The 25,666-nt window shown below is 69.3% G+C and carries 24 protein-coding genes; 6 read left to right on the top strand and 18 right to left on the bottom strand.

Features of this window, described 5'->3' with window-relative positions:
* Window positions 1-81 precede the first annotated feature (81 nt).
* Window positions 82-1,011 (bottom strand): NADP-dependent oxidoreductase, encoded by a 930-nt coding sequence (locus ACWER9_RS09800; protein WP_452301435.1) that lies wholly within the window; start codon window positions 1,009-1,011, stop codon window positions 82-84.
* A gap of 50 nt (window positions 1,012-1,061) precedes the next feature.
* Here ACWER9_RS09800 and ACWER9_RS09805 point away from each other — a divergent pair, with 50 nt between their 5' ends.
* A complete protein-coding gene (locus tag ACWER9_RS09805; protein ID WP_452301436.1) occupies window positions 1,062-1,709 on the top strand; it encodes a TetR/AcrR family transcriptional regulator in 648 nt (215 codons plus the stop codon).
* Between the two features lie 306 nt (window positions 1,710-2,015).
* Here ACWER9_RS09805 and ACWER9_RS09810 read toward each other — a convergent pair whose 3' ends face one another.
* The 4 genes from ACWER9_RS09810 to ACWER9_RS09825 all read right to left on the bottom strand — a co-directional run bounded on the left by ACWER9_RS09810 (window position 2,016) and on the right by ACWER9_RS09825 (window position 7,075).
* Window positions 2,016-3,098, bottom strand: coding sequence for a hypothetical protein (locus tag ACWER9_RS09810; protein WP_452301437.1), 1,083 nt, complete (start codon window positions 3,096-3,098; stop codon window positions 2,016-2,018).
* 115 nt (window positions 3,099-3,213) lie between these two features.
* Window positions 3,214-3,609 carry a hypothetical protein gene (locus tag ACWER9_RS09815; protein WP_452301438.1) on the bottom strand — a complete coding sequence of 132 codons (396 nt, stop codon included), beginning with the start codon at window positions 3,607-3,609 and terminating at the stop codon, window positions 3,214-3,216.
* A 31-nt stretch (window positions 3,610-3,640) separates the two neighbouring features.
* A complete protein-coding gene (locus ACWER9_RS09820; protein WP_452301439.1) occupies window positions 3,641-5,650 on the bottom strand; it encodes a hypothetical protein in 2,010 nt (669 codons plus the stop codon).
* Window positions 5,651-5,761: 111 nt separating this feature from the next.
* Window positions 5,762-7,075: an aspartate aminotransferase family protein gene (locus ACWER9_RS09825; RefSeq protein WP_452301440.1), complete on the bottom strand. Its 1,314-nt coding sequence runs from the start codon at window positions 7,073-7,075 to the stop codon at window positions 5,762-5,764.
* An 84-nt stretch (window positions 7,076-7,159) separates the two neighbouring features.
* On the opposite strand from ACWER9_RS09825, the gene ACWER9_RS09830 reads away from it, so the two are divergent.
* Window positions 7,160-8,047 (top strand): LysR family transcriptional regulator, encoded by an 888-nt coding sequence (locus tag ACWER9_RS09830; RefSeq protein ID WP_452301441.1) that lies wholly within the window; start codon window positions 7,160-7,162, stop codon window positions 8,045-8,047.
* Window positions 8,048-8,085: 38 nt separating this feature from the next.
* Here ACWER9_RS09830 and ACWER9_RS09835 read toward each other — a convergent pair whose 3' ends face one another.
* From ACWER9_RS09835 to ACWER9_RS09845, 3 genes are all read right to left on the bottom strand, one after another.
* Window positions 8,086-8,532, bottom strand: a complete 447-nt coding sequence (locus tag ACWER9_RS09835; RefSeq protein WP_452301442.1) for a hypothetical protein — start codon at window positions 8,530-8,532, stop codon at window positions 8,086-8,088.
* Window positions 8,533-8,721: 189 nt separating this feature from the next.
* On the bottom strand, window positions 8,722-8,871 hold the full coding sequence (locus ACWER9_RS09840; protein WP_452301443.1) for a hypothetical protein: 150 nt from the start codon (window positions 8,869-8,871) through the stop codon (window positions 8,722-8,724).
* Between the two features lie 118 nt (window positions 8,872-8,989).
* Window positions 8,990-9,823 carry a helix-turn-helix domain-containing protein gene (locus tag ACWER9_RS09845; protein WP_452301444.1) on the bottom strand — a complete coding sequence of 278 codons (834 nt, stop codon included), beginning with the start codon at window positions 9,821-9,823 and terminating at the stop codon, window positions 8,990-8,992.
* Between the two features lie 111 nt (window positions 9,824-9,934).
* Here ACWER9_RS09845 and ACWER9_RS09850 point away from each other — a divergent pair, with 111 nt between their 5' ends.
* Entirely contained in the window at window positions 9,935-10,774 is an 840-nt protein-coding gene (locus ACWER9_RS09850) for an SDR family NAD(P)-dependent oxidoreductase (protein WP_452301445.1), read from the top strand.
* A 99-nt stretch (window positions 10,775-10,873) separates the two neighbouring features.
* Here the strand turns inward: ACWER9_RS09850 and ACWER9_RS09855 are convergent, their stop codons facing one another.
* Window positions 10,874-11,071, bottom strand: coding sequence for a DUF418 domain-containing protein (locus ACWER9_RS09855; RefSeq protein WP_452301468.1), 198 nt, complete (start codon window positions 11,069-11,071; stop codon window positions 10,874-10,876).
* Window positions 11,072-11,107: 36 nt separating this feature from the next.
* On the opposite strand from ACWER9_RS09855, the gene ACWER9_RS09860 reads away from it, so the two are divergent.
* Together ACWER9_RS09860 and ACWER9_RS09865 are read left to right on the top strand one after the other, a co-directional pair.
* Window positions 11,108-11,377 carry a response regulator transcription factor gene (locus tag ACWER9_RS09860; RefSeq protein WP_452301446.1) on the top strand — a complete coding sequence of 90 codons (270 nt, stop codon included), beginning with the start codon at window positions 11,108-11,110 and terminating at the stop codon, window positions 11,375-11,377.
* Window positions 11,378-11,709: 332 nt separating this feature from the next.
* Window positions 11,710-12,540, top strand: coding sequence for a CPBP family intramembrane glutamic endopeptidase (locus ACWER9_RS09865; RefSeq protein ID WP_452301447.1), 831 nt, complete (start codon window positions 11,710-11,712; stop codon window positions 12,538-12,540).
* 23 nt (window positions 12,541-12,563) lie between these two features.
* Here the strand turns inward: ACWER9_RS09865 and ACWER9_RS09870 are convergent, their stop codons facing one another.
* Window positions 12,564-14,822: a hypothetical protein gene (locus ACWER9_RS09870; RefSeq protein WP_452301448.1), complete on the bottom strand. Its 2,259-nt coding sequence runs from the start codon at window positions 14,820-14,822 to the stop codon at window positions 12,564-12,566.
* A gap of 368 nt (window positions 14,823-15,190) precedes the next feature.
* Window positions 15,191-16,114 (bottom strand): AEC family transporter, encoded by a 924-nt coding sequence (locus ACWER9_RS09875; protein ID WP_452301449.1) that lies wholly within the window; start codon window positions 16,112-16,114, stop codon window positions 15,191-15,193.
* 246 nt (window positions 16,115-16,360) lie between these two features.
* Here ACWER9_RS09875 and ACWER9_RS09880 point away from each other — a divergent pair, with 246 nt between their 5' ends.
* On the top strand, window positions 16,361-17,545 hold the full coding sequence (locus ACWER9_RS09880; protein ID WP_452301450.1) for a low temperature requirement protein A: 1,185 nt from the start codon (window positions 16,361-16,363) through the stop codon (window positions 17,543-17,545).
* An 88-nt stretch (window positions 17,546-17,633) separates the two neighbouring features.
* On the opposite strand, the gene ACWER9_RS09885 is transcribed toward ACWER9_RS09880, so the two are convergent.
* From ACWER9_RS09885 to ACWER9_RS09915, 7 genes are all read right to left on the bottom strand, one after another.
* Window positions 17,634-20,438: an ATP-binding protein gene (locus ACWER9_RS09885; RefSeq protein WP_452301451.1), complete on the bottom strand. Its 2,805-nt coding sequence runs from the start codon at window positions 20,436-20,438 to the stop codon at window positions 17,634-17,636.
* Window positions 20,439-20,668: 230 nt separating this feature from the next.
* The gene (locus tag ACWER9_RS09890; RefSeq protein ID WP_452301452.1) at window positions 20,669-21,556 is read right to left on the bottom strand and encodes an ABC transporter permease; all 888 of its coding nucleotides are present in this window, start codon (window positions 21,554-21,556) and stop codon (window positions 20,669-20,671) included.
* Window positions 21,553-22,485, bottom strand: coding sequence for an ATP-binding cassette domain-containing protein (locus ACWER9_RS09895; RefSeq protein WP_452301453.1), 933 nt, complete (start codon window positions 22,483-22,485; stop codon window positions 21,553-21,555). Before ACWER9_RS09895 ends, ACWER9_RS09890 begins: the two co-directional genes overlap by 4 nt.
* Window positions 22,482-23,660, bottom strand: a complete 1,179-nt coding sequence (locus ACWER9_RS09900; RefSeq protein ID WP_452301454.1) for a hypothetical protein — start codon at window positions 23,658-23,660, stop codon at window positions 22,482-22,484. Before ACWER9_RS09900 ends, ACWER9_RS09895 begins: the two co-directional genes overlap by 4 nt.
* The gene (locus ACWER9_RS09905; RefSeq protein ID WP_452301455.1) at window positions 23,657-24,970 is read right to left on the bottom strand and encodes a nucleotide disphospho-sugar-binding domain-containing protein; all 1,314 of its coding nucleotides are present in this window, start codon (window positions 24,968-24,970) and stop codon (window positions 23,657-23,659) included. The genes ACWER9_RS09900 and ACWER9_RS09905 overlap by 4 nt, the downstream gene beginning before the upstream one ends.
* Window positions 24,967-25,398, bottom strand: coding sequence for a lasso peptide biosynthesis B2 protein (locus ACWER9_RS09910; RefSeq protein ID WP_452301456.1), 432 nt, complete (start codon window positions 25,396-25,398; stop codon window positions 24,967-24,969). The genes ACWER9_RS09905 and ACWER9_RS09910 overlap by 4 nt, the downstream gene beginning before the upstream one ends.
* Window positions 25,383-25,652 (bottom strand): lasso peptide biosynthesis PqqD family chaperone, encoded by a 270-nt coding sequence (locus ACWER9_RS09915; protein WP_452301457.1) that lies wholly within the window; start codon window positions 25,650-25,652, stop codon window positions 25,383-25,385. The genes ACWER9_RS09910 and ACWER9_RS09915 overlap by 16 nt, the downstream gene beginning before the upstream one ends.
* Window positions 25,653-25,666: the final 14 nt, after the last annotated feature.

The raw sequence follows: 25,666 nt of genomic DNA on the forward strand, positions 1-25,666 counted from the left end.
GTCGACACAACCCACTGCCCCCGAATCCCTGACAGGGGGATCCGGGGGCGCTTGCTGCTGTGGCGGTACCGCCTGTCATCACTACGGCAGCAGCACGATCTTGCCCCGCGCGTGGCGGGACTCACTCAACTCATGGGCGACGCTCCCCTCTTCCAGAGAGAACACGGCGGCGACCGGAACTGTGAAACGACCCCGTACGGCGAGTTCGCCGGCGGCAGCGATTCCTTCGAGAGCCGGTGTGTCCGCGCCGGGGCCAGAACCGCGCGACAGGTGCACGCCGTATGCCGTGGCGTTGATGTCGGCGATGCTCACCACCCTGTCCGGGCTCGCGACCAGGCGGACCAGATCGGGTAGAGAACCAGAGCCGGCGCAGTCGAGTACGACATCGACTCCGCTGGGCGCCATCGTGTCGACCCGCTCGGCCAGTCTGGGGCCATAGGTGGTCGGGATCGCCCCGAGTGAGGTGACGAAGTCATGGTTACGCTCGCTGGCCGTGCCGATGACGGCCGCGCCGCGAGCGACCGCGAGTTGGATCGCGGTCGTACCCACGCCGCCGGCCGCGCCCTCGATCAACAGCGTGGTGCCGTCCTTGACGCCCAGCAGGTCGAGTACTCTGGTGGCCGTCTCGATGTTCCCCGCCGCGCCGCCGGCCTGCTCCCAGGTCAGGGCGTCCGGCTTCAGTGCCCACGCGGCCAAGACGGCGTATTCGGCGTTTGCTCCGCCCATCTGGGCGTAGTCAGTTATCCCGAAAACCTCATCGCCTATGCGAGCGGTGGTCACCCCGTCGCCGACCTCATCGACCACGCCGGCGGCGTCGACACCGGGCACGTGCGGCAGGTGGAGCGGAATCCAGTCCTGGAATTGGCCGGCGCGGACGTATGTGTCGGCCGGATTGACACCCGAGGCCCGAACCGCCACCCGTATCTGGCCGGGTCCGGCGTGCGGTTCCGGTGCCTCCGAGACCGCAAGGACACTCGCCGGACCGTACTTCGAAAATTGCAAAGCCCTCATGCGAACGGACGCTAACGCAGGCCGCCGTCCGCCTCGCTAAAGTGAGAGCCGTGACCGATCGTTTGCCTCACGCGCTTCGCTCCGACGCCCTGGACAACCGCGAACGTATCCTCGAGGCCGCCCGCGCGGTCTTCGCCGCTGACGGTCTGGACGTGCCCATGCGGGAGGTTGCCCGGCGCGCCGGGGTCGCACCGGCCACCCTCTACCGCCGTTTCCCGACCAAGGAGATGCTGGTCACCGAGGCATTCGCGGAACAGATGTACGCGTGTCGTGCCATTGTCGACGAGGGCCTTGCTGATCTGGACCCGTGGCACGGTTTCTGTCTCGTGATCGAAAAAATGTGTGAACTGCAGGCACGCGACCGAGGCTTTACCGCAACCCTCATTTCGACCTTTCCCAAGGCGGTTGATTTCGAAGCGCGCCGCGAATACGCGCTCACCGCGATCGACGAACTGGCCCGCCGCGCCAAAGAAACGGGCCGCCTGCGTCCCGACTTCGTCCTGGACGACGTCCTCCTGGTACTCATGGCCAACAGTGGCATCCACGCGGCCTCGCCGACTACCCAGGTCACCGCCTCCCGGCGCTTCGCCGCACTCGCCATCTCGGCGTTCCAAGCCTCCCCGGATGTCTCGCCGCTGCCGCCCGTGGTGCGGTTGGCACCCCCGGCATCGGTATTCAGGCGCCGCCAAGCGGGATAAAGCCAAGACCGGGCTCCTGGCAGAACATGACCAGGCCCACCCCGCCATGGATCAGCACCCACCGGGTGCGGCGGACGACGCTGACATGCTGTCGCGCTCGTCGAGGCCCTTGCTGGCAGGCCGTCGAGTACCTGCGTTCCGGTGACGTCGGCACGATGCTGGTGGGTCAGATCGATGAGTTGACGTGTATCTGCAGCAGTACAGGTGCGTCCTTGTTCAGCGTGGGGGACAGGATGGCGGCGCTGCGGTATGTCCGCCAGCAGGCGCCGCGGATCAGGCTGCGCAATGCCCAGGCGTACGTCGGGGTCAGATCCGGCCCATCTCGGCGTCGATGCGCCGCCGCTCGGTGTCGCGTAGCTCCTGGTAGTGCTCCGCCCTGGCCTGGTCAGCGATCTTGTCAGCGGCCTCGGCGGCGGCCTGCAGAGTGACCAGAGGCAATCCGGGAACGTGCAGCGCCTGGCTGTCCGCCTCGGTGAACACCACCCTGGCCAACTCACCGTCGGCGGCGCCGGCCAGGAGGAACAGCTCCTGAACGTACATCCGACCGAGGCCCACCGCCGTCCAGCCGGCCACGCCGTCGAGGGCCCGACGGCACTCACACAGCGCCTCCCAGGCGGCGTCGTGTCCGCCGGCCTGGCGCTCCAGCTGCGCCAGGGCCTGCCATTCTGAGGCGGTGTCCCACGGATTGTCGGCGTACGCCAGGCTCTCCCGCTGGACCTTGGCTGCTTCGGCGAACGCGCCGAGATCGGCCAACTGGTATCGAAGCTGGCTCAGCGTGGCTTGGTCTCGCTGGCGACCGGATGCCCAGCGTGCCAGCCACTGGTGAGCGAGCTCAACGTCGCCAGTCAGTGTGGCCCGGTGCACCCACCGGAGCGGGTCCTCGGCGGCCGGGTCGACCGGGAAACTCGACCGCTTCCACTGCAACCACTCCGCCACACCGTCCTCGGACACGAGTTGCTGGCCTGCGTCGTCCAGCAAGCGCTCCAACACCGGTTCTCTGTCGGCGTGCTCGCTGTCGCGTACGAAGTCCAGCGTGACCTGCACCCCGGCGGCAACCAGGTGCTCGATGTCGTAGCCACACCAGGTGTCGAAGTTGGCCCGCTTGATCTCCCAGTGCAGCCATACGTCCGGTACGCGTTGGTGCTCGGCGAGCAGGAAGCCGGCCAGCTCGGTCTCTTCACTCAGCCCCTGGAACGGTGCCGCACGTCGGCACACCGCCTCCTGCTCGGCCAACCACCGCACCAGCGGCAGATCCTCTACTCGCCTGTCGTACTGCAACGCCCACAACACCAGCGCCCGCCGAGCCGCGTGGCCGTCGTGGTCATAACCCTCGGCATCGGTGGCCCGCTCGTAGCGCAGCTCCTGCCACAGGGCCGAGGAACTCCGCATCCGGTCCAGCTCATGACGCGCACCGTCCATCATCCGCCAAAGATCCCATCATCCGCGATGTCGTTTCATGGGCCGACGAGGTGCGGGCCGACTGGCAGACGCTGATCTCGGCGGACTACAGGTTGTTGATTCGGTCCAGGAGATCTGCCTCGGTCAGGTTTTCCAGGGCCGCGTCCTGCTTGCGGCCCAGGACCGCCAGCAGCTTCTCCTTCTCCAGCTTCTTGGCCGCCGCCGCCTTCGCCGCCTCGTCTTCCGCGAGGCGGACGGCGATGACGTGCTTGACGACCTCCAGCTTGGTCTCCAGAGTTGCCTTGGCCGGATTGGCCTCGGTAGCCACGAACGACTCGGTGTCGACGGCCTTGAGTTCGGCGTTGACCGCCTTGGCCACGTCATCGAGGCTGAAGCCGGACTTGGCGGTCAGCGGAAGCTCCCACAGCTGTTCCGTGGTCAGCAGTCCCTTGGCCGACGGATAGCGGAACTTCTCCCGTGTGGCCTTCTCGAAAATGGTCACGGCAGCCTCTCTGCAATATTCGGGTAGGGAATCAGAACTGGATGCTGACGAGGCGGCGCCGGCCGCCGGTCATGGTCACCTTGGCAACGACGGAGCTGCGGACCGTGGAGCTGAAGCCGAGGCCGGAGAGCTGATCCGGAGACGGCTCGCACTTGGTACGGTCGCCGAGAACCTCGAACACCTTGCGGTGCGGTTGCAGGTCGCTGCGGAGGAACTCGTTGTAGATCCCCCGCGTCGGCTGGTCGTTCACGCACCCCTTGAGGATGAAGAAGTAGTGCCGGTTGCCGACCTCGTTGTCGTCGAAGTAGTTCGGCGAGTACATGATTGTGGACACCGGAACGAACTGTTCGGTGGTGATGCCCCACAGCTCCTTGCTCGCACTGCCCGGCTGCATGTCCTTACCCGGCCGGAAGGCGGTGATCACCCCGGCGGCAACCGTCATCCGGCCCACCTCGACGGTCTCCTTGTTGCCGACCGCGCGCTCGTGGCTGTAATGCTCGATCTTCCCGTCGCTCTCGGTCTCGATCACGAAGCCGACCTGGGCGCTGTCCCGCTTGCGGTACTGGTTCACCTCGATCCGGTACTCACCGTCGGGGACACGGTTGGCCCAGGTGACGTTCTCCACCGGCTCACGGGAGAGCGGCCCGCTGGCGTTCATGTCGACGTCCAGCTTGTTGCGCTTCTCCTGGTACCAGATGTGGTCGCCGTTGGGTTCGTACACGTGCAGGTCCAGGTCGTCGTGGTTGAACCAGGACAGGCTCACCCGCAGCTTGCCGGTGACGTTGCCGCCGGCCCGCTTGACCTTCTCCCTGATCGAGTCGGTGACGTTGCCGCCGTACGACCAGCCGAAGTCGTTGTCCCACCTGAACAACCGCGGAGCATCCGGGCGCTGGCCGGTGGTGAGGCTGACGAGGTGCGGCTCGGAGGTGTTGGCGACCCACAGGTCGATGGTGGCGGCGCCGGGCAGGATGTCCTTCATGAAGGAGACCACGGGAATCTCCTCCGGCGTGGCGTCGCGAAGGAACGCACCTGACGACCGGGTGGTGGCCGCCTGCATGAGCAGCCCTTCGATGCCGTCCTTCATCTGTGCCTGGGCGTCGTTGTCGACCCACAGCACGTTGGTGACCGACACGTCGGACAGCCGGGCGAACCGTCGCTGCAACGACTCCTCGATGCCCAGCTCGGCAATGGTCCTCATGGCGGCCTTGACCATGCCCGGGGTGATCAACGCCGTCGGGCGCTGGTAGTTCTGCGGCGCCACCTTCGCCTCGAACGACCGGACCGCCTGCTCCAGGTCGACGCCGGCGGAGAGATCCTGGACGAGGGTGCCGATCACCGTGTTGCGGAACCGGGCCGCCGGGTTCGTGGCGTTGGCGAAGACGAAGGCGCGTGGGTCGGTCGCCTTGGTCCACCGGTTCTGCAGCGAGCGGAACTCGGTCAGCGCCCGGCGATGCTCAGCGCCGCGGTAGAGGGCGTTGTCGTCGACGAGATCGACGACGGTGTCCAACGCGGGCCGGGTCAGCTCGGCCAGGCCACGCTGGAACACCTGTACCGCAGCGTGAAAGTCGCCCTGTGCCGCGCCGACGTCCTCGGTGCGATGCCGCTTCTCCACCCGGCCGTGCAGGTGCTGCCACACCTCGACCTGCCCGTCGCGCAGCGTTCGGGTGGTCTTCGTTCCGTACTGCGCCTGACTGGACCGGAAGATGGTGGACAGCGGCAACGTCAGAACGAACTCGTCCAGAGCGGCGGCGACGACGGAGAAGACCGGGTCGGATGCCGACACCCCGGACCAGACGGTACGGACCCGCCCGTCGTGAATCTCGACGACGTTGCCGAAGTGCTTGATGAAACCGCGGCAGGTCGAGCAGTCGTACTCGGATCGCTCACGAAACCGCGGATTGGTGCCGGCGGGGAAGGAATCGAGAAAGGTGAGCCAGAGCGAGTCCCGGTCGAGACCGTCGCCGGCGACGTACAACTCACCCCTGGACATCGTGGACAGACGCGACGTCACATCCGCCACGAACTGATGGAAATCGCCCACCGTTTCATCCCCCTTGATCGCCGGAGATCCTACGCAGCGAACATCAATCGGAGAAAGGCGTTTCCGGCTGTCTGGCACGGTCATGGACGGGCGTGATGCCTGGCCGATTCATCACGGCATGAACTGCGGCACCACGTCGGCGAGTGCGTGGTCGAGGATTTCCAGACCCAGGTCCAGCTCCGCGTGACTGGAGGTGAGCGCCGGCGCGATGCGGAAGACGCCGCCCATGCCCGGCAGCTGCACCACGTTCATGTGCAGGCCCAACTCCAGGCAACGCCCTGTCACTGCCGACCCCAGCGCGTCGGCCGGTCGTTTCGACTCCCGGTCGCTGACCAGCTCGAGCCCGACCAGCAGCCCGCGACCCCGCACGTCGCCGACCACCGGGTGCCGTTGGCTGATCTCCTCAAGGCCCTTCCGCAGGTACGAGCCCAGTTGCGCCGCCTGTTCGTCGAGCCGGTCGGCCTCCAGCACGTCCAGGACCGTGTTGCCGACCGCGGCCACCAGCGGGTCCGAGACGTGCGTGGTGAAGAAGAGGAAGCCGCGCTCGTGCGCGGTCTGCTCGATCTCTGGGCTGGTCACCACCGCGGCCAGCGGTAGGCCGGCGCCGAGCGTCTTGGACAGCGTCAGGATGTCCGGTACGACGTCGTCACGCTGGAACGCGTACCACTCACCGGTGCGGCACAGACCGGTCTGCGCCTCGTCGAGGATCAACAGCCCGCCCCGCTCGTGCACCTTGTCGCGCAGCGCCAGAAGGTATCCCGGCGGCAGGTCGATCACCCCGCCGGAGCTGAGGATCGGTTCGACGACGCACGCCGCCAGGCTGCCCACCGACTGGGCATCGAACAGCTCGAACGAGAACTCCAGCTGACGCCGCCAGTCCAGCTCGCCGCTGGGAAGGGTGAAGTCGGGCCGGTACGCGTTCGGCGTGGGGATGGCGAAGTTACCTGGCGCCGCCGGCCCGTACCCCTTGCGCCCTGAGCTGTAGGTGGCGCTCGCCGCCGCCTGCGTCATCCCGTGCCAGGACCGGGCGAACGAGATGATCTCGTGCCGGCCGGTGACCAGCTTCGCCATCCGGATCGCCGCCTCGTTGGACTCCGCGCCGGTGGTGAGCAGCAGGACCTTGTCCAGCGGCGCAGGCAGCGAGCCGGCGAGGCGGCGTGCCAGCTCGACCACGGGCCGGCTCAGCATGCCACTGAACAGGTGGTCGAGAGTGGCTGCCTGCCGCTGGATCGTGGCTACGACGGCGGGGTGAGAGTGGCCGAGGATCGCGCTCATCTGCCCCGACGTGAAGTCGAGCAGCCGGCGGCCGTCGGCGGTGAAGACGAAACTGCCCTCGGCGCGGTCGATGATCTCACGGACGAAGCTACCCGCGCCGATGTAGCGGACCAGGTGACGATCGGCGTCGGACCAGAACGAATCAGCCATGGCCCGACGCTAGGCAGCCCGGACAAGCACGTCCATCGCACATTTCCGCTGTCGCTGTTAAGCAAAGCCGTACAGTCGTCGGTCATGACGCTGAATCCGTGGCGGCTGCGCCTGCTCGCCGACCTGGCGACCTACGGCACCGTCCGGGCCGTTGCGCAGCGCGGCAACCTGAGCCCGTCGGCGGTGTCGCAGCAGCTGACGACGCTGGAACGGGAAACCCGGACCGCGCTGCTGGAACGCACCGGGCGGCGGGTGCGGCTCACCGCGGCCGGAATGTTGCTCGCCGGCCGGGCTCGGGAGATCCTCGCAGCCATGGACGCGGCCGAGGTGGAGCTGCGCCGCCTCGCCGACGAGCCGGCCGGCACGGTCACCGTGGCCGCGTTCCAGAGTGCGGTGCAAGCCCTCGCCGAACCGGCGCTTGTCCGTCTCGCGGCCCGACACCCGGATGTGAGCGTGGTGTTGCTGGAGCTGGAGCCGCACGAGAGCATGCCGGCGTTGCGTCGTGGCGACGTCGACCTGATCATCACGACGGCCGACTTCGCCGGCGCCGAGCTGTCCCCGGAGATCCATGTGCTGCCGCTCGCCACCGACCCGATCGTGCTCGTGCTGCCCCCGGACCATCCGCTGACAAGCGCCGAGTCGGTCGCGCTGGAGGCGTGCGCGCAGCAGCGCTGGACGTTCGACGTCGCCGGCTCGTACATGTCCGAGCTGTCCACCCGGCTGTGCCGGGAGGCCGGCTTCGAGCCCACGGTGATCTGTCGGTTCAACAACTACATGCTGGCGTTGCAGCACGTGGAGAACGGCCGCTCGATCACCCTGCTGCCGAAACTGGCGGTGGACCCGCGATACCGGGTGGTGACCCGACCACTGAGCCCGCCGCTGACCCGACGCATCACTGCCGGGGTCCGGCGACCGGCCGCGTCCCGCCCCGAGGTGACGGCCGTGCTCAATGCCCTGAGAGCAGGTGATTGACCCGTCTCCTTGGTGCGCCCGGACGGGGCCGCTTACGATCAGCGGTTGTCGTTTGGTCCCAGCGCGTCGCGGCGCCAGGTGTACCAGCCACGGCAGAGCACGTAGGCGACGATGGTGGTCAGCGAAACGAGTCCGTCGGCGATCAAGGTGCGTACGGCGTGGGGGACGTCCAGGATGAATGCGGCCTGGATGGTGACGGCGATCTTGTGGAACAGCAGGAGTTCCCACATGCCGCGCTGCTTTCGTGGTGCGACCGCCAGCAGAGCCCACATCCCGGCGAAGACGATGTAGGCGCAGGTTCGCCAGTATTCGGTCAGGATCAGCTCGTCGGAGAGGTCGCCGAGGCGCGTGACGCCCTCGACGAACGGCACCAGGGTGGCGGCTGCCGTGATCGCCATCAGAATGCGCCCGGTCCGATCCTGCCAGCGGGTCGGGGCCGGAATCGGGGCCGTGGTGGCGGTGGCGATGTCGGTCTGGGTGGTCATGTAGCTTCCCCGTCTGCTCGATCACGACGTATTCGTGGGCAGGGAGGGCATCCGTCAGCGGGGCGCGGCACCGCATCGGCGAAAATTGCGTAGTCGCCCGCGTGATCGGCGGGGCTCCAGGTGCGGCCGCTCGGCTCGTCCGGGGCGTACATCGTCGTCTTTTGCCAGATGTCCTGGCTCGGTCGGTGGTCAGGCGGCGGGCGGGACCACGGCCTGGATGAGGTGTGGGCCTGGTTCGGCGAGGGCGTTGGCCAGTTGTTCGGTGAGTTCTTCCGCGGTCGTGGCGCGGGTGGCGGGCACGCCGAAGGACTTCCGCCAGAGCGGCAGAATAACGGACAAAATCCTTCAAAAACGTACCAAATTGTTTTGGTGCGTCGCGATGGAGGAAGGCTGAACTCACCGCGACACCACCACGTCCCAGCGCTGTCTGTTGGCGCCCGTTCGGTGGGGCGCGGGGTTACGGGTGAGGGTGGCTGGTGAGGCCGAGCAGGGTGAGCCGCTCGGCGGTTGCGGTGCCGGCGACTGGTGAGAACAGGGCGAGGACTTGAGTGCGGTCCTCGTCGAGCAGGGATTGGCAGTTCAGTTCGAGGAGGCCGACCTCCGGGTGCAGGATCCGTTTGCGGCGGCACCGCAGTACGGCGACGTCGTGCAGATCCCACAGCGCGGCGAATTCGGGGCTGGCGTGGCGCAGCTGGTCGACGAGGGTGCGGGCCGGGCTGTCGTCGCGGCGGCCGACGGCGGCCCGCAGGTCGGCGACAAGCGCCTGTGACTCGTTGGCGTGATCAGCGGCCGGGTACCCGAAGCGGGCGGCCGGATCGGTGAACCAGCGGTAGATGGTGCTAGCGGCGGGGCCGGTGCGACCGGTGAGGTCACCGAAAACGGCGCGGGCGAGGTGGTTCTGCGCGAGGGTGTCGCCGAGGTCGGTCATTACCTGGGCGGGCACGTCGTGCAGCCGGTCGAGGACGGCCAGCAGGGCTGGGGCGACGTGTTGATCGCCGCGTCGGCGGTCTGGCGCGTTCAGCCCGGACAGCCGGTAGAGGTGGTCGCGTTCGTCCAGGCTCAGCCGCAGCGCGCGGGTCAGCGCACGCAGCACCGACTCCGAGGGCACCGCTGTGGCCCGGTCCTGTTCGAGGCGGGTGTAGTAGTCGGTGGAGATGCCAGCGAGCCCGGCCACCTCCTCCCGGCGCAGCCCGGGGGTGCGTCGTCGCCCAGCTGCGGTAAGACCGACGTCGGCGGGGCTGAGGGCCTCGCGACGGATGCGCAGGAACTGCGCGAGTTGCTGGGTGTCCACGACGAGAAGTCTGCGCTGCTTTCGACGCTGTAGGCAGGGAGAACTTCACTCTGCCTACCGCGCGCCCGACGACCGACGCTTGGCGCACCGACTCACCTACGGAGAAATCGCATGCCTGCTACCCGTACTTGGTTGATCACCGGCGCCTCCCGAGGCCTCGGCTCGCTCTGGACCGAGGCGATCCTCGAGCACGGCGATCACGTCGCCGCCACCGCCCGCGACGCCGCAGTGCTCAGGCCGCTCGCCGACCGCTACGGCAGCCGACTGCTGCCACTGGAACTCGACGTCACCGACCGGGCCGCCGTCGACGCCGCGATTCACACCGCCGAGCAGCATTTCGGCGGCATCGACGTGCTGGTCAACAACGCCGGGCACATGCTCAGCGGCGCGGTCGAGGAGGTCAGCGCCGAGCAGGCCCGGGCACAGATGGACGTCAACTACTTCGGCGCGCTCTGGACCACCCGGGCCGTGCTGCCGGGAATGCGCAGGCGCCGTTCCGGACGGATCCTGCAGGTTTCCTCGATCGGCGGGCTGATCGCCTACCCGGCGCTCGGCATCTACCAAGCCTCCAAGTGGGCACTGGAAGCGATGAGCCAGTCCCTGGCCGCCGAGGTCGCCGCCTACGACATCCACGTCACCCTGATCGAACCGATCATGTTTCCCACCGAACTGGCCACCGCCTCACCGCAGTCGACACCGGACCCGGCCTACGCGCATGCCCGCGAGGCCCTCTATGCCGGCGCCGCCAGTTCGGGTTTCATTCCCGGGGACCCGGCCGCCACCGCGCGAGCGATTCTCGCCCTGGCCGATACGCCGAACCCGCCTCTGCGAGTGCTGTTCGGCACCAACGGCCTCAACGCGGTGCGCACCGAGTACGCCGCCCGCCTCGCCGGCCTCGAGGCATGGGACCACATCTCCCGTCTCGCCCAGGGCAACCCGGCGGGGGAATGATCGCCATGACCCGTACCGCTCACGAACAACGTGCCGGCCCCGTTCCGCGGTTGCCTGCCTGTCGTTGAGTGACCTGGCTGCGCAACGGCTGACGGCTCATCAGGCGCGGCGGACCGGCACCCACTGCCACCAGGTGAGGCACCGCCAGAGCCATTCGAGCGGGCCGTAGCGGAAGGAGCGCAGCCAGAGCACGCTGACGATCGCCTGTACGACCCCGATCGCCAGGCCCAGTCCGACCACGGCGCCGTAGGAGGACCGGGAGCCGATGTCGAGTAGCGCATCACCGGCCCCAGCCAGAGCAGCCGGCGCAGCAGCACCAGCCGGGGACGGTCGGTGCGCCGAGCCGCCGTACGCAGGAAGAGCGAGAAGCTGATTCCAAAGAGCAGTGAGGTCCGCGAGCTGGTCGCCACGCTCACCGCACGGGAGATCGAGGTCCTCGGCTGTCTCGGCGCTGGCCGCTCCAACCAGCAGATCGCCCGACGACTGCGCCTCTCCGAGGCGACGGTCAAGGGATACGTCTCCCGACTGTTGGAGAAGCTCGGCTGCGACAACCGCACCCAGGCGGGCCTTTTGGCGCATCGGGCCGGCATCCCGGCGAACTGAGAGCATCCGGCTCAGTCGGGCAGCACGAACCGCTTCCGGCACGATACGTCCGCCGGTCGTCCTTGCGGTGCTGTCCAGCCGCGACGCGTACCTCCAAATGTCACGCTGACACGGTGACGCGGTGGCACTGCCCGCCGGACGCGGTCCGCGCTGGAATGGGTTCGTCCAGCATCGTCGAAAGGACTCTCCCGATGAGCGCGTCACGATCCGGCGGACCCTGGACAGGGGCGGAACACCCGATCCCTCCTGATCCGGGAAGCTCGCGCCTCCTGACGTCGGAGCGATCCGGGCCGGCGGTCGACAGCTCCCGGCCCTTCGGTGCCCACCTGCGCATGAGCTGGTGGAAGCCACTCGTGGTCATCCTCGTGCCGTCGCTGGTGATGCTGGTCCTCCAGGTGCTGCTCTATCAGGTCGTCGGCGTCATCGAGGGCAGCGACGACCCGATGTCGGCGACCATGACGCCGTTGAAGTTCCTGGCCGTCAACATCAGCATCGGCGCGGCCGGCCTCCTGGCGATTCTGCTCCTCGTGTGGATCGCCAAGGTGCCGTGGCGAAGCCTGATCAGCTTTCCCCGAGCCTTCGACGCCCGCCGCCTGACGTACTACCTGATCGGCGCGGCGTTGCTTGTGGGTGCCGGGATCGGTGCCGTGGCGCTTGTCGCGCCCGACTCCCCGGGCTGGACCGCCTTCGGTGTCAGCGGCACGACGATCGGCATGCTGGTGATCGTCGTGCTGAGCACTCCGATCCAGGCCGCCGGCGAAGAACTGATGTTCCGAAGTGCCGTGCTGCCCGCCGCTGCGTCCTGGGTACGCGCGGTGCGCCCGGCCCTGGGCGTCGGGCTCGTCGTCTCCGGCCTGGGCTTCGCCGTGGTGCACGGCTCGGCCGATCCCTGGCTGTTCGGTTACTACACGTTCATCGGCATCAGCACCGGCCTGATGGCCGTCATCAGCCGTGGCATCGAGGCGCCGGTCGCCTTCCACGTCGCCAACAACGTCCTGTTCACGACGGTCAACACCCTGATGGCGGACGGCGAGGCCTTCGCGATCGACCGTTCCACCGATTCCGGCGACGCGTCGCTGCTGATCCTCGGCGCCGTCAACGTCGCCATGGTGCTGCTGGTCTGGCTGCGCGAGCGGCGAGCGCGGACCGCCAGCGCAGGCTGAGTCGGCTACCACCAACTGCGGCTCTAGCTGCTCCAGCCGGCCCGGAGCCGGTCAGACAGTTCGCGGACAGCGGCTTCGTACCTGTCGTCCGTCACACACGGACGGTGACCCCGGATCGGGGGCCACACCGTGTCTCGGCCCCGAGCGTCGAGATTCTCCGGATCCCGGAGCCGGCGATCCACCTCCGACGGGCGCCTCGGCGAACCGTCATCCGCGCGGCCCGGGCTGAAGATCCAGCCGCCGATCGGGTCGGTGTCACGCCACAGGTTCACCCAGCGCCAGCCGATTCGATTGCCCACCTCGTGCAGGACGTCCACGCCAAAATACGCGGGGAAGAGGGTGCTGTAGAACCGCCGGAGCGGGGAGCCGTGGGTCAGCAGGGCGACCCGGGGAAGCACGTGAGGCTCGAGTTGCAGGATGCTCGCCACGGCAAGCACCGATCCGTGACTGTGCGCCGCGACCAGAACGCCGTGTCCCTGCTCGGTCAGCAGGGTGATCCGACGCGCGAGTTCGGGCACGGCACGCTCGGCGTAACAGGGCGGTGCGAAGGGCTGGGCGGCCCGTGGCCAGAACATGCCCAGATCCCAGAACATACCGATGTACCGGCGGAACGCCAGAGTCTTGTATGCGAACAGTCCTGTGACCAGCAGGGCGACGAACAGCAGCGCCATCAGGTAGCTGCCGAACTGCGTGCCGGCGCTGACGAAGTCGGCCGGCAGACTCGCCACGTGCTGCGCCACCAGGGCCGGCTGTAACTCGACCAGGGCCAGAGCGGTGAAGCCCAGGCTCAGCGCCGCGACGGAGAAGTACGCCATCCCGAGAGGGCCCAGACGCTCCGTAAACTGGGCCCGGGCGATCGCGTCGCGCACCGTGACCCGTCGTGCGGCGGTCTGCGAATCAACGAGTGGGAAGTCCCGGCGGACGATGTCGTCGGCCACGATCCTGCGCTGACGGCGGGAGTACGTCACCAAGACAGCGCCGGTGACCAGAGCCACGATGATCGACACGAAGAAGCCGAACATCGTCCACTTGTACGGCAGCACCGGACTGGTCGGCAGCACGTCGGGGGTGGGCATGTCCCGGTCCAGGTAGTCCGAGACCCGATAGTTGAACTCGGTGGCGAAGCTGACCGCCAAAGCCACGGCCAGGCATGCGAACAGCGGCGTACCCAGGCCGCGGATCGTGATGGACCACCGTGCCCCGGGATCGCGGCCGGTAAGTGCCGCGACCCCGAGCAGCGCCAGCAGGGCGCCCTGCGTCAGGAACACGAGGACGACCGCCACCGTGTGGCCCGGCAGCCCCTCCGCGGTCGGCCACCCGGGATGGTCGAACGCGGCGCGACCGATGACCACGACCGTCAGGCCGACGGCGGCCGTCCGCAGGGCACCGACCACGGCGTCGATCGGGGCGGGGCTGGACGGGGCGTCGACCACGCGTGGTAGGCAGAGCAGCAGCACGCTGCCGGCTGTGACGCCCAGGGCCCCGGCGACGAGCAGGACGTCAACGACGTCGGCACCTCGCGCCGACCAGGACGGCGCGAGGAGGCTGAGGTCGAGCACCGCGAGACCCACCGCCACGTGGATGGCGGGAAGTCGCCGCACCCCCAGTGAAGCGTTCGGGGTGCCGATAGCGCCGAGCGCGGTGTCGACCGTCGTCTCCGCCGGCGGTATGAAGCTGTCGTACCAGTGCCCGCACCGCGAGCCGGCCACCGACAGGGCCCAGATCGCGGCGATGGGTGCCAGCGCAAGCAGCGCCACCCGCAGCCCGATCGGCTGACCGCCCAGCCAGGACAACCAGGTGCGGCCACCCAGGCAGTCAGCCCGGGACATGCACTTGACGGCAAGTAGGTCCACCGCCACGCCGACGAAAGCGAGCACATACAGTGCCGTGAGGCTCAGACCGAGCAGCCGGCAGATGATCCATACGACGACTCCGCTGGTGTGGGCCTTCGGCCGCATCCACGCCGCCGCGTTGCACAACATGAACGGTAGGAGGAACACCAACGAGAGAGTCCGCACCGCGGCCCCACTCGGCAACTCACTCCACCGGTAGGTCTCCAGGAGGCCACCGCAGGCACCCCGGGAGTCGCCGTAGCCCGGACGTGGACGGTAGAAGCCACCCTTGTGATCGCCGGCGACCCGATGCACGTGGGGTCGGTCGAGAATGTCGTCCGCGTCGGCCCCCGTCACCCCGTGTACCCGCAACTCGACGACGTCCTCGTCGCCGCCCGGCTCCTGGTGGGGCGACTCTGAGCGGCCGCGACTCGGCGGTTCATCCGACATCTAGACCTCGCACTTCAGACGTCTCGCGACGTCGCGGCGCCTGCCGGTGTGCGTCTATCCGAACGCGGGCGGTACAAACCTCGCGTCCTTGGCCGCCGCGCCAGCAGCCGCGCTCGGTGCGGCGGTACGTGCCCGACCCCTTCACCCCCGTCGCCGTCGGGACCCGGCCAGGCGTGCCCCATGTCCTGCAACTGACCTGCCGTGTCCAACGGCGACGTAGCGTCCGGGTTGTCCGGGTCGACCTGATCAAGTCCGTGGACTTCCCTCGTGGACGTGGACGTGCACAGGCCACCCCCCTCTGGGAGGAGCGGCACGACATCGGTGGCAGTCTCGGGCAGACGCGGTCCGGGACGAGTCAGTTGACGGACCTACCCGAGCAGCGTCGCCGCCGCGGCCAGGGTGGCCAGCGACAGCGCCGTGGTCACCACCACCGCCCGGTTGGCGACCGTTTCGCCGACGCCGTACTCCTGGCTGTAGATGAACGTGTTCTGCGCTGTCGGCAGGCCCGCGCACACCACCACGGCGAGCAACTGTGGCGCGGACAGCTGCAGGGCCAGCCCGGCCGCGTACGCGATGACCGGCTGTGCGACGAGCTTCAGCGCGGTGATCACGGCCAGCTCGCCCAGCCGGGTCGGCTCGGCCCGCGACGGCGCGGTGCGGTGCAGCGACGCGCCGAGCGCGACCAGAGCGGCCGGAACCGCGGCGCCCGACAACAGGGTGAGCGACGCGTCGGCCGCCGACGGCAGTCGCAGGTCGGCGGCCGAGCACGCGACACCGAGCAGCGACGCCAGGATCACCGGGTTGCGTACCGGCAGGGAGGCGATCCGCCGGACCCGTACCCGCCCGGCCGGGTCGCTGTGCCGGTCCAGGGCGACCAGGATCACGGGCGTCACCACCAGCACCTGCAGCAGCACCACCTCCGCCAGGAACGACACGTTGCCGAGAACCTGCGTGGCGATCGGGATGCCGAGGTTCGCCGAGTTCACGTACCCGGCGGCCATGCCCCAGATCGGCCGTTCGCCGGGCTCGCGACCGAACAGACAGCTCGCACCGACCCAACCGAACCCGATGACCGCGACGGTGCTCACCGCGAAGGCGAGCAGCGAGCGGCCGGCGAACCCGGACAGCGGCATCCGGGACAGGGCCAGGAACAGGGCGGACGGCATCGCAAGGTGGAACACGAACCGGCCGAGCACCGACGCCACCGCCTCGCCCAGCAGGCCCCAACGACAGGCCGCGTAGCCGACCGCGGTAAGGATCCAGATCGGTACGAACGCCGACACCAAGCTCATCCGGGCGTCACCTGCGGGCGGGCGTCGCGTCGGCTCAGGGGTTGACGGGCCTCCGGGGCGTACGAGCCGAGAAGGCCGGCGTCGATCTTCACCGGGGGCGTGGCGTGTCGGGTTACGCGACCCGACACCAGCACCGAATCGATGAGTCACCTAGCGCGGAACTCATAAAGCTGCATCCTCCGTGAACGGGTCCTCGTCATACGGTGAAGCAGGATCTTCGGGGTCAACCGTCGATATGCTGCTCACGTGCCGACCTCGCCTCCCGAAAAGGGGGTTATCTGGGAAGAGCTCTTCTTCGACCTGGCCTTCGTGTTCGCGCTTACCCAGTTCTCCCACATGCTGCACGTCGATCACAGTTGGGCGGGAATCGGCAGGGTACTACTCCTGTTCGTCACCATCTATTGGGCTTGGGCCGGCACCACGATCTATACCGACCAACGCGATGTCGGCAATGCGCTCGACCGGGCCGGGGTCTTCGCCCTCGGGCTCGGCAGTCTGCTACTGGCGCTGACGGTCCCCGGCGCCTTCGATGACAGGGGCCTGCTATTCGTCGGTGTCTACCTGACGATGCGGGTGCTGCTGGCGGCAATGGCCTTGCGCACACCGGGCGGCTGGCGGTCCCCGGTCTTCCGCACCTACAGGACCGGCCTGGTGGCCGGTCCGCTGCAACTGGCGGGTGGCCTCCTGAACGGTACGACGCGAATCGTGCTCTGGTCGATCGCGGTGCTCGCCGATGTGGTCGGCACCACGCTGGGCCGACGGACGCTCGAGGAGGTCCGAGTTCGGCCGCTGCACTACACACACCGCTACGGACTGTTGATCATCCTCGTGCTCGGCGAGTCGGTGATCCAGGTCGGAATGGTAGCCGTGGGCGAGCCGCTGACGCTCGCCCGGTTGGCCGCCATCTGCCTCTCCTACTCTCTGGTCTGCGCACTCTGGTGGGCGTACTTCATCTATGGTGTTCGGGCCTTCCGGGAAGCGGTGGCCCGCAGCGCACAGCAGGCAGACATCCGCCGCTCCGTCATGGTCTACGGGCACCTGCTGTTCAGTTTCGCGATCATCACGGTCGCCGTCGGCCTGGCCGAGGTAGTGATGGAGCCCGTCGAGGCGCCGACGTTCAGCGAGGGGACCGTGCTCTTCGGCGGTGCTGCGCTCTTCCTCGGCACCTTCGCCTACACCCACTGGCGGATCCATCGACGAATCGCGCGACGACGGATCAGCGCGAGCCTGCTCTGCCTGGCCCTGCTGCCACTCGCGCCCCTGGTGCCGGCCCTGGCGGCCCTGGCGACCCTGTTCGCGGTGGTTGCCGGAGTGAGCGTGCTGGAAGAGGTCATCATGCACCGTCGCCCGGTGCTCGGGAGGCGCGCTGCGGGGGAAGAGGCACCAGACGATCCGGATCGCGTGGACGAGGGCCCCGTGGTGCGGGAATGACGCCATCCCACTCCCGCAACGCCTCGGCCGCTCTGGGAGCAGGCACCATCGCCCGGCCGCTGGCCGCCGCCCTAGGGGGCAGACACCCTCACCACGCGGCGCTGGAACGGAAATCCTTCGCGGCCTCGGCCAGGAGGGCCTCGACCTCCTGGCCGTTGCCGGCGTCGCCGGTCGCTTCGCAGTGGACGATCAGGCTGTGGGCCAGGGCCAGGTTGAACCCGCGCTCGCGCAGGATGTCGGCGGACTCCAGGGCCATCCGTGCCGCACCAGCCCGGTCGCCAGCCCGGGAGGCGATCGCCGCCTGGACGCCGAGCGTCATCCCCTCGAAGCCTCGGTAACCGGCCTCGCGGGCCAACTCCAGCGCCTGCCTCGCGCGGGCGCCGGCCAGATCGAGCTCGCAGCGACGCAGGTGGACGTGGGCCAGACCGATGAGTGCCTCCGCGTAGGGCTGGGCCGAGGTCGCCATGAGCGACAACCGCAGGGCCCGATGGAGGTAGGCCATCGACAGCCGGTGCTGCCCCGTCACACGGCGGACGGTGGCGAGGCTGCACAGCAGCAACGCCTGCGCGTGTGGATCGGTGAGGCCGCGCAGGGCCCGCAGACCGCTCACCGCGATCTGGCGGGCGACGGTCGCGTCGCCTTGGAAGAGGCGTACGACCGCGAGGTATCCCGACGCGGCAGCCTGCCCCTCCACGTCGCCGAGCCGCTCGTAGAGGTCGATGGCGCCGGTCAGCCGCTGCGCGGCCGAGCCGAGGTAGCCCCGCTGGAGTTCGAGATGGCCGAGGTTGATCAATACCGAGGCGGTCCCTCGGCGGGAGTTGTTGGCGGTCTGCAGCGTGAGTGCCCGTTCCAGGTTGGGCTCGGCCAGGTCGAGTCGGCCGGTCAGCATCCGTACCGTGCCGAGGTTGTTGAGCGTGATGCCCGCTCCGATCGTTTCGCCGGCGGCCCGCTGCCGGTTGCGTACGTGCATCAGTTGTCGTTCGGCGGCCCGGATGTGCCCGATGCGGGAGTGCTGGACGGCGAGGATCGACCGGGCCGACGTTTCGCACCGCAGCCAGCCGGCCTGGCGGCTGGACCGCGCTCCCCACCGCGCGTTGACCATGGCCTTGGCCGGCTCGCCCAGGAACAGGTGGGCCAGGGCCAGACTTGTGCGGAGTATCGCCCGGACTCGCAGCACGTTGCCCGTGCGGGCGCGGCGAGTGCGGAGGGCGGCGAGCCCGGCCCTGGTAACGGCGGACCAACCGTCCATGTCGCGATGGGACATGAACCGCACCCGCAGCGCGGCGGCCAGCCGCCAGGCCATGTCGGGCACACCGCGGTCGCTGGCCAGCAGGGCGGCGGCTCGCAGGTGCTCGTACTCCTGGTCGAGCCACGCGATGGCGTCGCCGGAATCGCCGAACACCTCCCCGCTGTATTCCTCCAACTGGATCAGTTGCGGCGACAGGAGTCGCCCGGCGGCGAGGAGGCGGCGCAGGTGGTAGTCGTATGCGCGGCGCACCGCCGCTTCCTGCTCAGCCTGGGGGACCGTTCGCACGACCAGATCGGCCGCGTACGCGTGCACGAGGTCGTGCACGAAGACGCGGCCTCCGACGACGGTGAGCAGGTGCGCGTCGGCCAGAGTCAGCACGGTCGGCTCGGCCGCGTTGGCCGGCACGCCGAGCAGCGCTGCCGCCACCGCCTGGTCGAACTCGGTCATGGGTAGGAGCCCGATCAGCGCTAACAGCCGCTGGGCGGTCGGTTCGAGTCGGCTGTGGGAGTGACGGAACGCGGTGGACAGCGCGCTGCCCGGGTCGCCGCGCGTTTCGAGGTGGGTCAGGCGACTGCCAGCGGCCAACTGGCGGGCCCGGGTCGCGATCGGGTCGGCCAGGCCGCTCTGTATGTCGGCGGCGGCGATGCGGACCGCCAGTGGAAGGTAGCCCACGATCCGGGCCAGGTCGCGGGCCGCGGCGGGCTCCGCCGCCAGGACCTCCGGGCCAACGATCCGACCGATCAGCTCAAGGGCGTCGGGTTCGTCGAGCACGCCGACGTCAACGGCGCCCGCGCCGTCGCGGACGATCAGACCGAGCAGGCGGTCCCTGCTGGTCACGACCACCCGCGCGTGTCGGCCGCCGGGCAGCAGTGGCCGTACCTGGTCGGCGTCACGGGCGTCGTCGAGCACCACGAGCAGCCGTAGCTCAGCGGTCATCGACCGGAACAGTGCCGCCGCCTGTTCGTCGTCGGACGGCACATGGTCGGCCGGCACGCCGAGGCTGCCCAGCAGCTGCCCCAGCGCGGCGGATACCGTCAGCGCGGGCTGCGGTCCGAACCCTCGCAGGTTGACGAAGATCTGACCGTCGGGAAACGCCGTTGTGGCGGCGTGGGCCCACCGCAGGGTGAGCACCGTCTTGCCGGCGCCCGCCATCCCCGACACGACGACGACGCGGCTGTCCTCGGCAAGCAGGGCCTTGCCGAGCAGTGCCAACTCCGCCCGTCGGCCGACGAAGTATCGCCCCAGCGTCGGAAGCTGCCTCGGAAGCGGTGTGGCATGTGGAGTCGACGGGGCCATCAGCGCAGCGGGGCTCGCGTCGGCGGTGATGTCGGCCTCGACCGTCGGTCGCGTGCCGCACTGCTCGTAGCCGTGCGCGGCGGCATGGCGGTCGAAGCCGCGTAGCCAGCGTTCGGCGTCGGTCGGGTTGAGGCAGGCGCGCAGGAACGCGGCGACAACGTCGCGGCGGGGCAGCCCCGGCCCGCGCAGCGCGCCCGCGAGGGTGCTGCGCGGCAGGACGTCGCCGACTGCGGCGGCGCGGCTCTCCAACTCGCGGTAGGTCAGCTGGGACTCCTGCTTGAGCCGACGCAGTTGCAGGAGTATCTGTTCGACGCCCGTCATGTCGATTGCGACGTCATCGTCTGACATCTGCCGCCCCCCGCGGTAGGCATGCGGGGCGTGGCGGCCCCGCACGGCCCGGCAGGACGGCACTGTCCTGACCGGACTCACGTCAGAGACTACCGAAGTGAATGTGTTGGCAGGCAACGACTTCTCGGCAGCGTGGACCGAAGTAGGGTGGTGCGGCGGACTTCGTCCTGATCCCCACACACGGCCAGGACGGGTGTCGGTCCTCAGCCGGTGCGGACCGGGTTGGGCGGTCAGTCCGTCCGGTTGAAGCGACGGGCGGCGACCACGAGCGCGAGCAGACCCAGCAGCACCATGGCGGCGAGTTCGAGGGCGACGGGTGGTTGCCAGCCACCCCAGGTCGGGCCGCTCGGTACGGAGGCGACGCCGTCTACGGAGGACATCCGGCGGATCGCGTCGACCGCATAGGTCAGCGGGTTGGCCAGGATGATCGGAGTCAGCCACCCGGGCAGGGCACCGACCGGGAACAGCGCGCCGGAGAGCATCACCAGCGGCAGGGTCAGCATGCCGAGCATTGCCTGGAAGGTCTCGACCCGGCGGACGAGTACGGCGGCGAGCGCGCCGAGCATCGTCAGGGAGAAGGCGATGAGCCACATCGCGCAGAAGAGCAGCAGGAGCAGGTCCGGGTCGGCGGGCAGCCCCACCAGTGGTCCGAGGATCAGCAGTAGCGCGGCCTGGAGTGCGGCGGCGCTCGCACCGCCCATGCAGCGGCCGACGAGCAGGGTGTCGCGGCGCACGGGCGCGACGAGGGTCGCGCGCAGCAGCCCTGCCTCCCGGTCCCGCACGATGGCACCGCCGGCACGCAGTGCCGGCATCTGTACGGCCATGATCAGGATTCCGGGGAAGAGGTACGACACGTAGCTGCCCGTAGCGGCGCCTGCCACGCCGGTAGCCTGCGTGTCGAGCATGGTGTCCAGGCCGGGTCCGAGCAGGAAGAGGAACAGCAGGGGGCTCAGCAGGGTCATCGCCACCTGCGCGCGGCTGCGTACGAGACGCAGCATCTCCCGCTGCCACAGGGCCCAGACCGCCCGCAGCTCGCGGGTGAGCGACCCACCCGTGGGCAGGGCGTGGTCGACCGGCGCGGCAGTGCTGTTCGGGGGTGCCGCTGTCTTTGGTCTCATCGGAGGTCCCCACCTTCCTGGACCGCCCGCCCGGTGTGGTGCAGGAAGACGTCGTCGAGTGTCGGAGGCGAGACGTGCACCGCGTTGATGGGCGTATCGAGGGCCGCGCACAGCCGGGGTACGAGGGCCGCGCCGTTCTCGGTGACCACCCGGACCCCCTGCGCGTCGACGGTAGCGTGGCACGCGAAGGTGCGTCGGATCCGCGCCGCCGCCCGGGTGTCGTCGGCGGTGTTCAGCCGCACGACGTCGGCGCGGACCGTCGCCTTGAGCTCCTCTGGTGTGCCGCGCACCACCGCCCGGCCCCGGTCGAGAATCAGGATCCGGTCACAGTGTTCAGCCTCCTCGAGGTGGTGCGTGGTCAGGAAGACGGTGAGCGGGCGCTCGCGGCGAAGCGCGTGGATGTGGTTCCACACGTCGGCCCGACTGTGCGGGTCCAGGCCGGCGGTCGGTTCATCGAGGAACAGTACCGTCGGTTCGTGTAGCAGGCCCCGGGCGATCTCGAGACGCCGGCGCATGCCGCCGGAGAGGGTCCTGGCAAGCCGGTCACGGCGTTCGGCCAGACCGAAGAGGCCGAGGAGGTGCCGGGCCCGAGCGGGAAACGTGCGGCGGGGCAGGCCGTAGAGGTGGTCGTGCAGTCGGAGGTTCTCCATGAGGGTGAGGTCGCCGTCGGTGGTGCTCTCCTGGAGGATCAGGCCGATGCGTCGGCGTACCTCGGTGGGCGACCGCGCGACGTCGAACCCGGCGACGCTGGCGTGGCCGCTTTCCGGCCGGGTCAGGGTGCAGAGCATCGCGATCGTCGTCGACTTGCCGGCGCCGTTGGGGCCGAGGAATCCGAACATCTCGCCCGGGGCGACACTGAAGTCGAGGCCGTCGACGGCCTCGACGCCGCCGTAGGACTTGTGCAGCGACTCGGCGACGATGGCGCTCACGCTGGCACCTCCCGCCGGTCGACCCAGGTCACTGGACGCTGCCGGACGAAACGGGGCATCGGGCCGTCGGCGTTGCGGCCCTTCTCCAGCACCGCGACGTTGTGGTAGAAGTGCGCGCCGACAAGTGTGTTGTCGTACCGGGTGGGTCTGGAGCTGTCCGCGGCGTCGTGCTCCTCGTGGTTGAGGCCGTCGAGTAGCTGCTTGAGGAAACCCATGCTGGTCCTGGGGTCGTGCAGGTTCGTCGCGTTGCCGCCGTAGGAGGGCCAGTAGGAGGTCTGCAGGTCCTCGATCACGTAGAGGCCGCCGGGACGAAGGGCGGGGAACAGCATGTTGAAGGCGAGGATCACGTCGGCGCAGGCGTGGCTGCCGTCGTCGATGACGATGTCGAGTGGGCCGAGCTTCTCCGCCAGGCTGCCGACGAAGTCGGGGTCGGAGAGGTCGCCCCGGAGAGGGAACACGCGTTGTTCCGCGGCTGCGCTCTTGTCGAACAGATCGACGCCGTACACCAGCGCTCGGGGAAAGTGCCGCTTCCACATCCGCAGCGAACCACCGCCGCTGCCCGCAATGGCGTACCCGCCGATGCCCAACTCGACGATGGTGAGCTCCTGCTCGCGTAGCGGCGCGAAGTGTCGTTGGTAGATCGGGGTGTAGAAGTGCGGGGCCCACTTGTCGGAGCCGTTGGCCAGTGCCAGCTCGTCGAGTCGCGCGGGTTCGCTTGTCGCGCCGCGCAGCAACCGCTGTACCACGGGAGCGGCGGCGACGCCGCGCGCGAACTCGCGCGGGTCGTCGACATCGCCCCAGTCGATGCGTCGACCCAGTGCGTGGGGAGCCAGTGACCCACCAAACACCGCCCTGGCCAACGCGACGAGTTCCAGTTCGACAAGCAGGGGCCGTGTGTCGTCGGGGCGGGCGGGACCGTGGTGAGTGCGCCCTTCCTCGACGGACACCGAGTGGGCCAGGGTACGACCACCGAAGTCCAAGTGGAACGTGACCGTCACCGGTCCCGGTAGCGGGCCGACCTCGCCGAGGTCTGCTCGGCTGACCAACTCGTCGACAAGGGTCGCCGCGACGCGGGCCGGCCCGAGCTGGGAGATGACCTGTGCCACCGCCTCGTCTCCGGCAGCCGCGGAGCGGATCAGCGCGCGAAGATCTGTCGGCTCGCGGAGCGTACTCATGCCGTTCCTCCTTTTCTTGCACGCCGCGGATCGTAGGTGGCTTCCAGGACCTCGACCGCGGCGGCGGCCCCGCCCTCGGCGCGCAGGTGGCGGCCCAGCGTCTGGGCGGCGCGGGTGTGGGCGGGATCGGTGAGGCAGGCCCGGAGGGCGGTGCTGAGCACGGTCGTGTCCAGGTCGCGTTGCCAGATCGGTGGTGGCGCGACACCCCGGGCGTGCAGGTGCGTCGCCCAGCTCATCTGTTCCGCGTGGAAAGGCAGCGTGACCTGCGGCAGGCCCGCGGCGAGCGCGTGGTGGGTGGTACCCAGACCACCCGCGTGGACGGCGGCGCGGACCCGGGGGAACAGCCAGTCGTACGGCACGTCGTCGATCACCAGGACGTCGTTGGTGTCGTCGGGATCGTCGATCGCGATGCCACCGGCGCCGGCGACGACCACCGCACGTACGCCCACGCGGCGGGCTGCCTCGACGACCATCCGGCCGGTCCGTCGCGGGTCGGAGCCCACCAGGCTGCCCAGGCCGAAGAAGACCGGCGGCGCGCCCTGGTCCAGAAATCTCACCAGACTCGGCGGCGGCGCCACCCGGTCGGTCGGCAGGAACCAGAATCCGGTGGTGTGGACCCATGGTGGCCAGTCGGGTGCCGGTTCGACCAGGTGCCGACTGAAGGCGTGCAGGACCGGAACCGGCCGGTTGTCGACCTGATGGAACCTGTCGTGCATACCCGCCCGGGGCGGCAGCCCCAGGTCCCGCTCCCGCCACCGTTCGACGCACTGCCTCGTCGCGGCCGGTTCGCCCCGAAGCCGCGCCCGCACATGGGTGCGCAGGTTCTCGCGGCTGGGCCCGTCGTCGCGCGGTCGGGGCGCTTCGGCGCCCAACGCGTCGACGGTCGGGTAGTAGGCCGAGGTCACACCGTGTGGGTTGAGCAGGCCCAGCACGCTCGGCACGTCGATCTTCTCGGCGACGTGGTGCCCGTAGTCGGCGCGGTGCACGATCAGATCGGCGTCCGCTGCGGCCTCCAGGATGCCCGCGAGATGGGCGGGGAACAGCCGGTCTCGGATCTCCAGAGCCAGGTCCGGATGGCGACCCGACGCCCTGCCGTCCTCGATCTGCCGGCGTATCCGGGGGTCGTGGATGAGGTTGAGCAGCCCGGCGTCGCGGGCGGCGAACTCCACGCCGTGGTGTGCGGCGAGACCCGCGTAGGTCGAGGGTGCGCCGAGGATCGCGTCGTGGCCGGCGGCGTTGAGCGCGCAGGCGAGAGCGAGGTAGGGCTCGGTGTCACCCCTGCTGCCGTAGGTGCACACCAGGACCCTCATGACGCGTCCTGCCCGAGCGGCGGCACCACCATCATCACCCGGAAGTAGTCGATGTCGGAGCCGGGCTCTCCAACCGGCCGGCCGTCGACCGCAACCCAGGCATGGGCCTGGAACGGGTCTGTCCGTACGCCGGTGCACCACTGCGGCCAGCTGCCTCCCGCCCGGCACAGCAGCGCGGCGGCGATGGCCCGTTGCAGGCACCACTGGCCCCGGCAGCGAGGGCTGACCGCGACGATCGCGTTTCGCGCACGGGCGGCCTCCGCCTCGGTCGCCGGGCGGGCACCCCGGCGGGCGAACTCCAGGACCTTGCGGAGCCGGTGCGGTGTGACCCGTGCCAGCACCCGGCCCAGACCGGCGGCGGCGGCTGCGCCCGGCACGAGCGACAGCGGCGGAGTGGTAGGCCGCTCGATCATCACTCCGGCTGGCATGACTGCACCAGCCTCGCGTCGAGTAGGGCACTCACAAGCGCATTCACGTCGGCTTGCACGCGTTCCCCGCAGTCGGGGAACCGTTCGCCGAGGGCGGCCGCGACACCGTCGGGTGTGCGGCCATCGAGCAGCATCCGCACGGTCGCCGCTCCGGTGCCGTTGAGCTGCCAGTAGCGGCCGGACCGTTGGTCGAGCAGCACAAGTCCGTTGCTGGTGTCGGCGGCTGTCACTTCTGGAGCCAGTGCGAGAGTCATCTCATCCTTCTCCT

The sequence above is a fragment of the Micromonospora sp. NPDC003944 genome (genome assembly GCF_053605225.1).

What these genes read in the sequence shown, in the direction of transcription:
- ACWER9_RS09865 (WP_452301447.1), top strand. Translation starts at nt 11,710, where the DNA reads ATGAGCTGGTGGAAGCCACTCGTGGTCATCCTCGTGCCGTCGCTGGTG.
- ACWER9_RS09835 (WP_452301442.1), bottom strand. Translation starts at nt 8,532, where the DNA reads ATGACCACCCAGACCGACATCGCCACCGCCACCACGGCCCCGATTCCG.
- ACWER9_RS09910 (WP_452301456.1), bottom strand. Translation starts at nt 25,398, where the DNA reads ATGCCAGCCGGAGTGATGATCGAGCGGCCTACCACTCCGCCGCTGTCG.
- ACWER9_RS09830 (WP_452301441.1), top strand. Translation starts at nt 7,160, where the DNA reads ATGACGCTGAATCCGTGGCGGCTGCGCCTGCTCGCCGACCTGGCGACC.
- ACWER9_RS09905 (WP_452301455.1), bottom strand. Translation starts at nt 24,970, where the DNA reads ATGAGGGTCCTGGTGTGCACCTACGGCAGCAGGGGTGACACCGAGCCC.
- ACWER9_RS09900 (WP_452301454.1), bottom strand. Translation starts at nt 23,660, where the DNA reads ATGAGTACGCTCCGCGAGCCGACAGATCTTCGCGCGCTGATCCGCTCC.
- ACWER9_RS09870 (WP_452301448.1), bottom strand. Translation starts at nt 14,822, where the DNA reads ATGTCGGATGAACCGCCGAGTCGCGGCCGCTCAGAGTCGCCCCACCAG.
- ACWER9_RS09875 (WP_452301449.1), bottom strand. Translation starts at nt 16,114, where the DNA reads ATGAGCTTGGTGTCGGCGTTCGTACCGATCTGGATCCTTACCGCGGTC.
- ACWER9_RS09825 (WP_452301440.1), bottom strand. Translation starts at nt 7,075, where the DNA reads ATGGCTGATTCGTTCTGGTCCGACGCCGATCGTCACCTGGTCCGCTAC.
- ACWER9_RS09800 (WP_452301435.1), bottom strand. Translation starts at nt 1,011, where the DNA reads ATGAGGGCTTTGCAATTTTCGAAGTACGGTCCGGCGAGTGTCCTTGCG.
- ACWER9_RS09915 (WP_452301457.1), bottom strand. Translation starts at nt 25,652, where the DNA reads ATGACTCTCGCACTGGCTCCAGAAGTGACAGCCGCCGACACCAGCAAC.
- ACWER9_RS09885 (WP_452301451.1), bottom strand. Translation starts at nt 20,438, where the DNA reads ATGTCAGACGATGACGTCGCAATCGACATGACGGGCGTCGAACAGATA.
- ACWER9_RS09890 (WP_452301452.1), bottom strand. Translation starts at nt 21,556, where the DNA reads ATGAGACCAAAGACAGCGGCACCCCCGAACAGCACTGCCGCGCCGGTC.
- ACWER9_RS09810 (WP_452301437.1), bottom strand. Translation starts at nt 3,098, where the DNA reads ATGCGGAGTTCCTCGGCCCTGTGGCAGGAGCTGCGCTACGAGCGGGCC.
- ACWER9_RS09850 (WP_452301445.1), top strand. Translation starts at nt 9,935, where the DNA reads ATGCCTGCTACCCGTACTTGGTTGATCACCGGCGCCTCCCGAGGCCTC.